The organism is Chryseobacterium sp. OV279, assembly GCF_900128945.1.
Taxonomy (GTDB): domain Bacteria; phylum Bacteroidota; class Bacteroidia; order Flavobacteriales; family Weeksellaceae; genus Chryseobacterium.
Genome location: NZ_FQUD01000003.1, coordinates 769,313 through 782,587 on the forward strand (window position 1 = coordinate 769,313; position 13,275 = coordinate 782,587).

9 protein-coding genes are annotated in these 13,275 nt (G+C 38.2%); 3 read left to right on the forward strand and 6 right to left on the reverse strand.

Features of this window, described 5'->3' with window-relative positions; genetic code table 11:
* Positions 1-144 precede the first annotated feature (144 nt).
* From BUA72_RS15955 to BUA72_RS15975, 5 genes are all read right to left on the reverse strand, one after another.
* A complete protein-coding gene (locus BUA72_RS15955; RefSeq protein WP_072923869.1) occupies positions 145-2,349 on the reverse strand; it encodes a TonB-dependent receptor plug domain-containing protein in 2,205 nt (734 codons plus the stop codon).
* Positions 2,350-2,393: 44 nt separating this feature from the next.
* A complete protein-coding gene (gene kdsA / locus BUA72_RS15960) occupies positions 2,394-3,203 on the reverse strand; it encodes a 3-deoxy-8-phosphooctulonate synthase (RefSeq protein ID WP_034725494.1) in 810 nt (269 codons plus the stop codon).
* A 274-nt stretch (positions 3,204-3,477) separates the two neighbouring features.
* Positions 3,478-4,005: a DUF1697 domain-containing protein gene (locus BUA72_RS15965; protein WP_072923871.1), complete on the reverse strand. Its 528-nt coding sequence runs from the start codon at positions 4,003-4,005 to the stop codon at positions 3,478-3,480.
* Between the two features lie 106 nt (positions 4,006-4,111).
* A complete protein-coding gene (locus BUA72_RS15970) occupies positions 4,112-5,599 on the reverse strand; it encodes a glycosyltransferase family protein (RefSeq protein ID WP_072923872.1) in 1,488 nt (495 codons plus the stop codon).
* Between the two features lie 91 nt (positions 5,600-5,690).
* Complete coding sequence (locus tag BUA72_RS15975) at positions 5,691-9,176, reverse strand: glycosyltransferase family 117 protein (RefSeq protein ID WP_072923874.1); 3,486 nt, start codon at positions 9,174-9,176, stop codon at positions 5,691-5,693.
* A gap of 222 nt (positions 9,177-9,398) precedes the next feature.
* Between BUA72_RS15975 and BUA72_RS15980 the strand changes: the two genes are divergently transcribed.
* From BUA72_RS15980 to BUA72_RS15990, 3 genes are all read left to right on the forward strand, one after another.
* Positions 9,399-10,436, forward strand: a complete 1,038-nt coding sequence (locus tag BUA72_RS15980) for a PLP-dependent cysteine synthase family protein (RefSeq protein WP_034725489.1) — start codon at positions 9,399-9,401, stop codon at positions 10,434-10,436.
* A gap of 81 nt (positions 10,437-10,517) precedes the next feature.
* Complete coding sequence (locus tag BUA72_RS15985; RefSeq protein ID WP_034725487.1) at positions 10,518-11,780, forward strand: aminotransferase class I/II-fold pyridoxal phosphate-dependent enzyme; 1,263 nt, start codon at positions 10,518-10,520, stop codon at positions 11,778-11,780.
* Positions 11,781-11,852: 72 nt separating this feature from the next.
* A complete protein-coding gene (locus BUA72_RS15990; RefSeq protein ID WP_047455359.1) occupies positions 11,853-12,755 on the forward strand; it encodes a DMT family transporter in 903 nt (300 codons plus the stop codon).
* A gap of 18 nt (positions 12,756-12,773) precedes the next feature.
* Here BUA72_RS15990 and BUA72_RS15995 read toward each other — a convergent pair whose 3' ends face one another.
* On the reverse strand, positions 12,774-13,274 hold the full coding sequence (locus BUA72_RS15995) for a YybH family protein (RefSeq protein ID WP_175548908.1): 501 nt from the start codon (positions 13,272-13,274) through the stop codon (positions 12,774-12,776).
* Between the last annotated feature and the right edge of the window lies 1 nt (position 13,275).

The following is a 13,275-nucleotide window of genomic DNA, read 5'->3' on the forward strand; positions in this document are numbered from 1 at the left end:
CCCTGAAACTGCTGTTATAAAATTGTGTATACTTGTTATAAAATTCTGCCCAACAAAAAAGCTCCTGAAATATTCAGGAGCTTTTGCTTATTTTTCAGTTTGAGTCGTTTTCGAAATTATAAGGAATCCCTACTAACTTCTATTTTACAATTTGAATTCCAGCTTCACATTGAAGAAACGCCCCGTAAGACGTACAGGCACCGCATACATTGAACTTGTGTTGTAATCTGTGATCCATTGGTTAGCCACCGTATTGTTGATGTTAAATGCATTGAAAACCTGAACCCCTAAAGTCAGTTCATCAAAATTACCCCAGAATCCGGAACGGTTTTTCTTGTTTTTGGAATCAATAAATACCTTTGAAAGCCCTAAATCCACCCTTTTATATGAAGGAAGTGTTCTCTGGTACTGATAAGGATCTGTGAAAACAGGTGCTCCGTTCGGAAGTCCCATGGCATATACCAAGGTAAGGTTCACACGCATAGACGGGAATTTCGGCATATAATCCTGATAGAACATCGCAAATCTGAATCTCTGATCGGTAGGTCTTGGAATATCTCCTTTCCCATCAATATTTTCATACACTCTGGCATAGCTCGCAGACAACCATGAATCTACTCCGGGAACAAATTCCCCGAATAATCTTGTGTCAATACCGTAAGCATAACCTGATGCATTATTTTTACCGGAATAACGGATTCTCACGTTATCCATATAATAAGGAATCAGATCGTCCATTTTCTTGTAATAAGCTTCTGTAGTCAGCTTAAACGGTCTGTCATACATATAAAACTCATAGTCGTTGGCAAGAATGACCTGCATGGAACGCTGAGATTTTATATTGGTGTTAAAGTTACCGTCCAGATCCTTGATCTCTTTATAGAAAGGTGCCTGATAATAGACCCCTCCCGAAAGTTTGAAGAGCATATCCGTATCCCAGTCAGGTTTGATTGCAAACTGAACTCTTGGAGAAAAGATGGTTTCTTTGTTAAAGCTCCAGTTGGAAACTCTGGCTCCGGCATTTACAAATACTTTGCTTGCTCCCCAGTAAAATTTCTGAGAATACTGAGCATATGCGGAAAGCCTCGTAGGTTCAATCTGATTGACTCCTGCGATGTGATAAAACAGCTTCAAATCTCCTGAAGCTCCGGTTCTCGGATCATCAACAGGTAACGGAATACTGTATCCTGCAGCATCTACCAACTTCCATTCGTTGGTATTATCATTCAGATTTTCTTTTTCGTATTTAGCTCCGACTTCAATATCTGTATTGACATTCGGAGAAAACTTTGCTCTGAACTGTGTTCCATACGTTTTTACATACAGGTCGTTTCTGGCATGTTCTATTTGTCCGCCCCCATCAAAAGACGGATTGGGCGATTGAGTTACAGGATCAAAAGTCTGGATTTCATACCCTGAAGCGATAGAGTAATATTCTTTTTCTCTGTTCTGATAGGCAAAACTGTCCAATGTAAACTTCCATTGATCAGAAGGCTTATAGTTCATTGAAATAGTTCCCATCATGTTTTTATACATATCCTGCTCCTGGCCGTTATAACCAATGTTTACAGTAATAGGCTGCTGTAAGCTACCGAAAGTCACACTCTTCGCTTTAGGAATCATTTCATAATCATTCTTGGAATAATACCCGATGAATGACATGGAAAATTTGTCACTGAAGTGATAGTTGATGTATGACTGGAAATCCCAATAGGTAGGGTTAAAATCCGTATCCTCATTTAAGGTATTCAGAACAAGATTGGTATTTCTGTATCTTCCCGAGAATAAAGCAGTCAGTTTTTTATTTTTTGAAGCCAGACCTGCTGTTAATCTTCCCCCGATCAAACTCGCTTCCCCGGAAAGTTCAAATTTCTCCGGTTCACGGTAATAGATATTCAGAGCTGAAGACATTTTGTCGCCATATTTGGGTTCAAAACCTCCGGCCGAAAAGTTGACTGAAGAAACCATGTCAGGATTGATGATACTCATCCCTTCCTGCTGTGAATTTCGGATCAGAAAAGGTCTGTAGATCTCAATATCATTGATGTAGATAAGGTTTTCGTCATAGTTTCCACCACGCACCATATATTGGGAAGACAGCTCGGTGTTGGAATTTACGGAAGGAAGTGTTTTAAGAAGTCCTTCAATTCCGCCACTTATAGAGGCTACATTTTTAGCATCTTTTGCTGAAATCTTGACATTGGTAATGTCGTTCGTTCTTCCGACTACTTTTTTCTGGAAAACGACTTCCTCAATATCGGTTACTTTATCTGCTGTATCTCTTTTTCTATTTTGAGAGAAAATAAGCATAGGAACCATAAGGCTCAACGGTAAAACTAGTTTTTTCAAAAGAAATGTTTTAAGAATTTCTAAAAATAGGGATTTTTTAACAATTACAAAATTGATTCTCTGATTCTTGTTAATTTTTGTAACAAATCTTCCAATAAATCTAATCTTAACATGTTGGCTCCGTCTGACAAAGCGGTTTCCGGCGTTGGATGCGTTTCGATGAAAAGTCCATCTGCTCCCACCGCAATACCTGCTTTGGCCACTGTTTCTATAAGGTCCGGTCTTCCACCAGTCACCCCAGAACTCTGGTTAGGCTGCTGTAATGAATGGGTAACGTCTAAAATCACCGGCGCATATGCTCTCATCGTTGGAATACCTCGGTAATCTACGATCAGGTCTGTATATCCGAAAGAATTTCCTCTTTCAATGATAGCCACCTTCTGATTATTAGAATCTGTAATTTTCTGAACTGCAAATTTCATTGATTCCGGAGAAAGGAACTGCCCTTTTTTCAACGTTACACATTTTCCTGTTTCAGCCGCAGCCACCAAAAGATCGGTCTGACGTACTAAAAATGCAGGAATCTGTAATACATCAACGTATTGTGCAGCCAGTGCCGCATGCTCATTCTCATGGATATCCGTTGTGGTAGGAATATTAAAGGTCTCGCCCACTTTTCTAAGGATCTCAAGAGATTTCTCCTCACCAATTGATGTAAAAGAATCTACACGGCTTCTGTTCGCCTTTTTGAAGCTCCCTTTGAAAATATAAGGAATATTATATTTATCTGTGATCTGAATTACTTTCTCTGCAATTCTTAACGCCATGTCTTCACCTTCAATGATGCACGGACCGGCAATAAGGAAAAAGTTTTTTGAATCTTTGTGTTGGATATTATCTAAATACTGGATCATTTTTATTTACATTAAAAAGTTCAGTAAAAATACTTATAAAGTTTCAGAATCGGAAATTATTTGAGGGGTTTGATTGGAGGAAGGGTTTCGAGCTGCGGAATACGGGTTTTAGGGATTAGGGATTAGGGATTAGGGATTAGGGATTAGGGATTAGGGATTAGGGATTAGGGATTAGGGAAGATAAAAAGCATTCTTTAAAATATTCAATAAATAAAAAATATACGCAATCATCTGTGCTAATCTGTGAAATCAGTGGTTAAAATAAATAAATTGATTAACTCATTTTCTTCAAAATCTTCTCAAAAGTATTGATATTCCTGCTCGTGAACTGGTCTTTAAGACTTTTCTTGCCTAAGACTTTTCCAAAAGAAGAATCCAGCGTATTTCCCTTCGGAACCTGCCAGTAAAATAAGTCATTAACGATCTCAGCCTTTTCATTTTCAGTTTTGGAAGCAGCTTCAAACGCTACCATCAAAACACTTTCCACGCCGGGATTTCCTACAAATCCGTAGATATGCAGATCATCATTTTTTTCAAAAGGAATACTGTTCCAGAATATTTCCGTTTCTTCCTGAGACTTGATGAATAAAAAAGCTTCATAAGAAAAATGATTCGACATCGCCTTTTCTAAAATTTTCTTTAAATCATCAGCTTTTTTATCAGAAGAGAACACAATATTTCCGGAAGCCAATACCGAACCTACGTCCAGCATTCCGGCATCTTTAAAAACCTGGCAGACATCAGCCATTTTCATATTGGTTCCTTTTACGTTCACGCCGCGGAGAAAAGCACAGTATTTCATTTTTTCAGGGATTAGGTGAGAGGGTTTAGGTTGCAGGTTATAGGGTAATAGAATATTGAATGTTCACATCTAATTTCTAACTTCTAGTTTCTAACTTCTGATTATTTCAATCAATTTTAATGTACAAATTATAATCTGTTCCTGATGGTTTAAGATGATAGATTTTTTCCAGAATGGGATTATCGCTTTTCAGGTTGTCTTTTATCCTGAATTCTTTCATCAGTTTGTAATGTGTCTGATAATACAGAGCATCACTCCCTTGAAATAAATTTCTATAGGAAAGAAGGTATTTTGGTTTCCTGTTTTTGACGGTATTAATCCAATAATGGGTTTTATCTTTTTTCACTTCCGTCTGGATTTGCTTATCCACCAATCCTACTTCATCAATGGTTTTTAATCCTGAAAAATAAGGAATATATCCCGCAGGTTCCAAAAGAATCCACTGCTTTTTATCTTTTTCAAAAGCGTCCAGAAACAGTCCGATTCCTCTTCGGTAATTCCACTCTCCGTTTCCTGTTGCAATGGCATGTACCGTTTGGAAAGCAAGCATTGGAACTATATAAAATACAACCAGCAAAGACAACCATAGATTTCTCCTCTCCTTCTGCTCCAGGACAAAAATAAGAACGGGAACGAAAAGCAGTAGCTGTGGAACCCAGTAATACCAGTCGAATAAGCTTTTTTGAGAAAGAAAAATAATCTGTTTTGCCCAACCGAAAATAAAAATCATCCATAAAAAATAATTCCTCTTTTCTCTTTGTCTGACAAGATAGATAAAGCAAAGCAATTCAAAAATCAAGACAATGACGGTAACCGGATTGAAGTTTCCGGGAAGTTTCAGCATTCCCCAGAAATTACCAAAGCTCACGAGGAAATAATTAAGATTTTGCTCAAAAGTAAAATTATGCTCATATAATAGTTTTTTGGCTACAATCGTGTTATTCACCAGCTCTCCAAAATACAGCCAGTTGAAGGACAAGGCAAATAAAAGCCCCAGAATTCCCCCAAAAACGTAATTCCATTTCACCTTTCTGTTCCAGAAAATGTCTACCAGAAATACAATCCCCAGGAAAATTACCGTATCGATTCTTGTAAACATGATCAGAACCGGCAGAAAAATAAGCGCCCATCTTTTGCCTTTACTGAAGCCATAATACAGAAGCGCCATTTCCAGAAAGAAAAGGATTCCATATTCCATTCCGAGGATGGAGATCTTCACGGCTGGCGGCAATATTCCGATTAAAAATATAAAAATAGCTTTATGCCATGGGTTTTTAAGGGTAAGATTCGCAAGAAATAAAGTTCCTATTGTAAAAAGGACAGAATTGAAAATTAAAAGAGGTTCAATAAAATATTCTTTGCCGAAAACCAGATTGAACAGATAAGAAACAAAAACATACAGATGGGTGGTAGAAGCTGAAATTTTGGTTTCGCCGTTAAAGCCTATCACACCATAGTCCAGTAAATTCTGGGCTACTCTCCAGGTAATGAATGCATCTTCCTGAATATAATGAGTCAGTAAAAAAAGAAGTTTTAAGACAACCGTAAAAATTACGGCATAGATGGGGATCCTGTTAATTGTATTTTTTGCCATCACGCATTTTTTGTTTGACAAATATAATCTTAAAATTCAGGAATCCCAATAACAAAAAAACGGAACCGAAGTTCCGTTTTTGTTAAGTATTTTATTGTGTTACTTTGATAATAGCTGTGGTGATCTGCTCCTCTTTTTCTTTTGAATACGTAGAATCAAAAGGCTGCATCACATCGAACAGATACTGGTAGAAAGGCGTGATCTTCTGTACATTTTCAGACTCTTTCATTGCCTTTTCTTTCCCCATCACCTGAAGCTCTTTGATGAAAGCATTAAACTTTTTATCAATCGGCTCTATGGATTTTACAAGATATGCGTAGGCTTTATCATCCTGTCCAAGCTTCTTATAGGCATCTGTAACGGCTGCAACAACAAGAGAATATTCCATAGGTTTCGTTCTCATCTGTCTTCTTGCAAAGTTCTGATCTGCCGGAGCAAGACTTAGATAATAATCATACTCTTCAAAAATTCCTTTTTTAAGGATTTCTGCCAGCTCAAGACCTTTTTTCTCCTGTCCTGCAATGATATATCCTGTTACCATAGCACTCAGTGAACGTGGATCATTGAATTTTTCAGCAGGTATTTCTTTTGATGCAAGATCAAGTAATTCTACTGCTTTAGCCTTCTGACCGTTTAATGCCAGTGCTGAAGCGGCTCTGCTTGCTGACATTCTGTAGCTCATGATATTGGATGTAGCGGTTTCATCAAAGTGGCTCTTTAAATGTTTGAAATTACCCCATCTGAAGTTTTTCACTACATTATATAAAGAATTAGGATCTACTCTTCCCATGTCTCCGTCTACGTTCTGAACGGTATGGATAGGAACCAATCTGTAGCTGAATCCGTCAAACTGAAGGTATTCGTTCAGATAGAAAATATTTTCGTTATCGTAAATTCCTCCTGATGAGAAGTTGATTGGACGTTTCCAGTCGAAGTTCGCCAGCATATCCAGCATGATCAGGTTGTTTTTATAAAGTGTGTTTCCTTTATAGATAATCATGATCTGGTTCACTACGTTTGGAAGATCTGCCTGATTAATGATTCCTGCCTTTAATGCATTTTCCTTATTTACAGGAAGAATGAATTTGTTCACCGGAAGGATGTTGTATTTCTCAAATTTCTCTTCCCCGAAATACATTTTTAAAAGTTCGTCTTTTTCAGGAGATTTGAACTTGATAAAATTAACCGCCTCTTTCAGCGTTAATGAATCCTGAGTAAGGTATTTTCTGAAGGCCGCGAATTGGGTATCCGGAACGCCCTGTTCTTTTAACATAGAGAAAACGCCTTCCCAATCCTCTTTCTTCATCATATAGATCTGGTCATTCACCCCGTCTCTGTAATCATCGTGAGTCAACTGGCTTGGAATTCCTGCCGCATTATATGTTTTTCTCTTGATCTGATCTAAGTTCCAAGGTGTGGAAGCAAGCGTGAAATTCACCACTTTTACATCATCTCTGAATCTTTCTGTTTCCTGGATTGCCCATACCGGATAGGTATCATTATCTCCGTAAACAAATAAGATATCGTTTTTCGGAAGCGATTTTAATACGGAATAAGCATAATCATAAGCCGTATATCTGTTGCTTCTGTCATGTACATTATAGTTCTGGAAGCCCATCATGAAAGGGACACCCAATAGAACTACACCTAATGCGATATTCGCACCGTTAGATTTTACTTTGGACTGGATAAACCATAAAATAGCGCCGGCTCCCATTCCGATCCAGATCGCAAATGCATAGAACGAGCCTACCATCGCATAATCTCTTTCTCTTGGTTCAAATGGTTTTACTCCTGTATAGAAAACAATTCCGACACTGGTTAAAACAAATAAGGAAAGAAGTGCATAAAATCTTCCAAAGTCTCTGTTTAACTGGAAGAAGAATCCGATCAGTCCTAAAATTAATGGTAAAAAGAAGAACTTCACCGTACTTTCATTCTGGAATTTTGCAGGCATTTTATCCTGATTTCCTAATAAAGCATTGTCTATAAAAGAAATTCCTGAGATCCAGTTTCCTTTGGTGTTTTCCATGTTTCCTTCAAGGTCGTTTTGTCTTCCCACGAAGTTCCACATCAGGTATCTTACGAAATAATAACCGTTCTGGAATGTAATGAAATAGTCCATATTCTGAGCCAGTGAAGGCTTCTGAACATTAATCAGATTATAAGGCTTCACTTTCAGATAATCTGCTGCTGTGATAGATTTATCTTCATATTTTCCTCTCAATTCGTCAAAGATCTGCTTCGCCTGAGGATTGTCTGCCACATCTTCATTGGCATAATTGAAGGTAAAATCAGGAGCTCCGTACATTGAAATGTAGTTCGCCATCACATCCTTATCTTCATTGAACATTCTCGGCATTAAGCTTACCTGAGATTTGCTGAAAACATAATTGAAACGGTCACCCGTTTTTCTGTACGTTCCGGTTTTCTCATCCTTTTCGTAGATCTCACCTGTTTTCTGAGTCTTGAAACTTCCGTCTTCATTTTTCTCAATTCCGTTCGCATCAAGGAAAGCGGTATAGTTTTGCCCGTAAATAGTTGGCCAGTCACCGTACTGCTCTCTGTTATAGTAATCCAGCATACCAATTGCCGTATCCGGATCGTTAAGGTTCATTGGAGGGTTCGCATTCGCTCTGATAGGAATCACCATCCAGCATGAGAAACCAATGATCATAAACACCACTGACAATGCAGCGGTCTGATAAATATTTTTCTTAGCTTTTCTTGCATATTTAATAATGAAGAAACATGCTACTGTCATTAAAATAAATGCAACGATTGTTCCTGAGTGGAAAGGAAGTCCAAGTCCGTTTACGAAGAATATTTCAAGTCTTCCGAACATCGTCATGATCAGTGGGAAAATAATTTTGAAAACAATGATCAAAATTCCCAGCGTGATCGCATTAGCCCAGATAAAGTTTTTCCAGGTAAATTTGTAATTTCTTGCATAATAAACCAGACATACGGCCGGTACTGCAAGCATCCCCATCATGTGTACCCCTACAGAAAGTCCTAATACAAAGAAAATAAGGATGATCCATCTTTCGCTGTCTTTCGCCAGGTACTCGTTTTCCCATTTCGTAATCAGCCAAACCAGCAAAGCGATAAACATGGAAGCCATGGAATATACTTCTCCTTCTACTGCAGAAAACCAGAAGGTATCTGAGAACGTAAAGCACAATGCGCCTACCGCTCCTGCAAAAAGAATAGAAATTTCCTGGTGCTTCGTTACTTCATCAAAATCCTTGTTTAAAAGTCTTCTTACAAAATGTGTAATCGTCCAGAATAGGAATAAAATCGTCAGTGCACTGAACAATGCAGACATCGCATTGATGACGATAGAATAGTTTTCTCCTTTTCCTAAAGCAAAAATGGCTGCCACGGCACCCACGATCTGGAATAAAGCAGCTCCGGGAGCGTGCGTTACTTCAAGTTTTACAGCTGAGGAAATGTACTCGCCGCAGTCCCAGAAACTGAAATTGGGTTCTATGGTCGACAAGTACGTGAAAAATGCAATGACAAAAATCACCCATCCTAAAACGGTGTTCCATTGCTTAAAAGTCCAATTTTTCATAGTATTAAATCAATTACGCGAAAATAAGGCTTTTATAGCATTCCGTGGTGTTTTTAACAAAATTTAAAAAATTTGGCGTAGTATTTGTGATCGTACTTCGCGTAAGATTGCAAATCAGAAAATAAATTTTGCTGAATCGCTGGCTTGAAATCAAACAAAAGTTTAGTAATTATTTATTTTTTTGTATTTTTGCGGTCAGATTTTTATTGAAAATAACAAATAATGAGTAATGTTTACGATAATATTCTTGGCCTAATAGGACATACTCCTATGGTGAAGCTTAATACTGTTACAAAAGATATTCCTGCAACCGTTTATGCCAAGTTAGAATCATATAATCCTGGACATTCCACAAAAGATAGAATAGCACTTCATATTATAGAAAACGCTGAACAAAAAGGTTTATTAAAGGAAGATTCAGTAGTTGTAGAAACTACTTCCGGAAATACCGGTTTTTCTATTGCGATGGTCTGTATTATCAAGGGATATAAATGTATTCTGGCGGTAAGCGACAAAACGAAGCCTGAGAAAATTGCTTATTTAAAAGCATTAGGGGCTACTGTATACATTTGTCCCGCCAATGTAGCGGCAGACGATCCGAGATCATACTATGAAGTAGCTAAAAGAATAGCTTCAGAGACACCAAATTCAGTTTACATCAATCAATATTTTAATGAGTTGAATATTGATGCACACTACCAGACTACAGGTCCTGAAATTTGGGAGCAGACAGAGGGTAAAATCACACACCTTTTTGCCTGCACTGGAACGGGTGGAACATTGTCCGGTTCGGGGAAATTTCTAAAAGAGAAAAATCCCGGTATCAAGATCATCGGTGTGGATGCTGACGGGTCTATCCTGAAAAGCTACCACGAAACCGGAGAGATCCATAAAGAAGATGTACATCCTTATCAGATCGAAGGAATGGGGAAAAATTTGATCCCTGCCGCCCTTCTTTTTGACAAGGTGGATGAGTTTGTAAGGGTAAATGACGAGATGTCTGCTTACAGAACCCGTGAAATAGCGCTTAAAGAAGCCATCATGGGAGGATATACCACAGGAGCTGTTACACAGGCCCTGATCCAGTATGCACAGTCTCACGAACTTACCAAAGACGATATCATTGTCCTGATATTCCCGGATCACGGTTCGAGGTATATTACAAAGGTATACAGCGACAAATGGATGGCTGAACAGGGTTTTGTGAATAACTGCGTACACAACTACGATGAAGTTTTCAAAACAGAATTCATCAAATAGAAATATATATAAACCACGATACCAATAAAGTCTTTTGTGTTTTACAGGAAAGACTTTTTCACTTAAAAATTACTATACAAAATGTTAGATATTTTTGAACGTATTAAACAAAATCCAGGTCCATTGGGACAGTTTGCAGATTATGCTGAAGGGTATTTTGTTTTCCCAAAACTGGAAGGTCCAATTGGTCCAAGAATGAAATTTCAAGGTAAGGATGTAATTTTCTGGAGTGCAAACGATTATTTAGGACTTTGTAACCACCCGGAAGTTTTAGAAGCTGATGCGAAAGCCGCTGCAGAATTCGGAATGTTTTATCCGATGGGCGCAAGAGCGATGTCAGGAGAAACTCAGCAACATCAGCAATTGGAAAAAGAATTGGCAGAATTCACTCAGAAAGAAGCTGCTTATTTATTGAATTTCGGTTACCAGGGAATGGTTTCAGCTATTGATGCATTGGTGACAAGACATGATGTCATTGTATATGATGCCGATTCTCACGCATGTATCGTAGACGGAGTTCGCCTTCACATGGGGAAAAGCTTTACGTTCAAGCATAATGATATAGAAAGTTTAGAGAAAAACCTAGCCAGAGCCACTAAAGTAGCAGAAGAAAACGGAGGAGGAATTTTAGTGATCACTGAAGGGGTTTTCGGAATGAGAGGAATGCAGGGGAAACTGAAAGAAATCTGCGATTTAAAATCTAAATTCAATTTCAGATTATTAGTAGATGATGCACATGGTTTCGGAACTTTGGGTAAAACCGGAGCGGGAGCTGGTGAAGAGCAGGGATGTCAGGATCAGATTGATGTTTATTTCTCTACTTTTGCTAAATCTATGGCCGGTTTTGGAGCTTTCCTTTCCGGAGATGAAACAATCATCAGATTTTTAAAATACAATCTTCGTTCTCAGATTTTTGCTAAATCTCTAACCATGCCAATGGTAGTGGGAGGTTTAAAAAGACTGGAGCTTTTAAGAACACGTCCGGAAATCAAAGCTAAATTGTGGGAGAATGTATATAAACTTCAAAACGGTCTGAAAGAAAGAGGATACAACCTTGGAAACACCAATACTTGTGTAACACCGGTTTTCATTGAAGGAACTACAATTGAAGCTACCCTTCTTGCGAAAGACCTTAGAGAGAACTACGGCGTTTTCACATCAGTAGTAGTATATCCTGTAATTCCTAAGGGAATGATCTTACTAAGACTGATCCCTACTGCATCGCACACAGATTCAGAAATTAATGAAACATTAGCCGCTTTCGATGGTATCCGTGAAAAACTAACTTCCGGACATTACAGAGAAATGGAAAAACAGATGAATATCGAGTACAAACAAATGTAATCCCGATATCATCATATAAATTAATAAAACCACTGAATTATTTTCAGTGGTTTTTTATAAAATAAATAGCAAATGAAATTTAAGGGTTACCTGTTGGGAGTTTTGTCGTCGGTTTCATTTGGACTGATCCCGATCTTTATCCTGCCGCTGAAGAAGGCGCATTTTTCAATGGACATTACTTTGTTCTACCGGTTTTTATTTTCGGCTTTGATGGTCGGAGGATATCTGCTGTATTCCAAAGAAAGTCTGAAGATCAATAAAAAAGAAGCGCTGATTCTGTCTGTGTTGGGAGTCTGCTATGCCCTGTCCTCAGAATTTCTGTTCATCGGCTATGATTTTCTGACGCCGGGAATCGCTTCTACGGTCTTGTTCATTTATCCGGTCATCGTTGCTTTGATCATGTTCTTTTTTTATAAGGAAAAACTGACCAAACTATCTGTACTATCTCTCTTTTTTGCATTTGCGGGAGTCATCGTTTTATGTTTAAAAGGAAAAGGTCTCGAGATCAATTTTGCAGGCCTAGGGATTGTCATGCTGAGTTCACTGTTTTATGCGCTCTATATGGTGATCGTGAATAAATCCGATCTGAAGGTTTCAGGTTTTAAACTTTCCTTCTACTCCATGCTTTTCACTTCAGCATTTTTTATGATAAAGGCATCAGCCGAAGGTGAATCTTTTGCGATTCCTTCAGTCTCTGTCTTTTTAAATTTCATTGTTTTTGCCTTCCTGACCACGGTTATTTCCAGCCTGTGTTTGGTATACGCGATCAAATATATCGGATCTACGCCCACTGCTATTCTGGGAGCGCTTGAACCTGTAGTTGCTGTATTGGTAAGTGTTCTTATGTTTCATGAACGGTTCACTACCAATTTACTCATTGGCATCACACTGATTCTTTTAGGTGTTACGCTCAACGTAATCTCAGACAACAGAAAGTCAAAACGCAATTCACATAAGACCTTAAAAAATGCCTGACTAACGTCATGCATTTTTTTATTTCGCTTTGTTAAACATATATCGGGCGATCTTCCATTTCCCGTCTTCCTTTTCCAGGACAAACAGTTCACGGTTTTCTTCCGGCGTTGTTTTATTTTCCGCGCGGATCAGCTGTGTTCCTTTAGACATGGTACGGGCAACCGCATAGTTTTCATTGATGACGGTAATTTCATCAATTCTAAACTTTACATTAAGCTCTAACATTTTGAAAACAAAATCGTAACCTCCTTTTAATTGTTCCTGACCTTCAGCACTTGGTGCTCCCTGAGGCATGAATATGCCGTTTTTGGTGTACAAGGGCAATACCTGTTCAGTAGATGAAGCATTAAGGGCATTTTCGTAGGCGTGAAGAGTTTCTTCTATATTCTTTTTGATATCATTTTCCATTGTTGTATTTTTTTCTGTTGATGGGCTAATTGCAGGATTGCTATTTTCTTTTTTTTCGGTACAGGCTGATAATAGGAATATAACCTGAGCGGCGATGAATATTTTTTTCATC

Excerpts from the sequence above, each read along its gene's own strand:
- BUA72_RS15965 (WP_072923871.1), bottom strand. The coding sequence starts at position 4,005 with ATGAAATACTGTGCTTTTCTCCGCGGCGTGAACGTAAAAGGAACCAAT.
- BUA72_RS15975 (WP_072923874.1), bottom strand. The coding sequence starts at position 9,176 with ATGAAAAATTGGACTTTTAAGCAATGGAACACCGTTTTAGGATGGGTG.
- kdsA (WP_034725494.1), bottom strand. The coding sequence starts at position 3,203 with ATGATCCAGTATTTAGATAATATCCAACACAAAGATTCAAAAAACTTT.
- BUA72_RS15970 (WP_072923872.1), bottom strand. The coding sequence starts at position 5,599 with ATGGCAAAAAATACAATTAACAGGATCCCCATCTATGCCGTAATTTTT.
- BUA72_RS15980 (WP_034725489.1), top strand. The coding sequence starts at position 9,399 with ATGAGTAATGTTTACGATAATATTCTTGGCCTAATAGGACATACTCCT.
- BUA72_RS15995 (WP_175548908.1), bottom strand. The coding sequence starts at position 13,274 with ATGAAAAAAATATTCATCGCCGCTCAGGTTATATTCCTATTATCAGCC.
- BUA72_RS15990 (WP_047455359.1), top strand. The coding sequence starts at position 11,853 with ATGAAATTTAAGGGTTACCTGTTGGGAGTTTTGTCGTCGGTTTCATTT.
- BUA72_RS15985 (WP_034725487.1), top strand. The coding sequence starts at position 10,518 with ATGTTAGATATTTTTGAACGTATTAAACAAAATCCAGGTCCATTGGGA.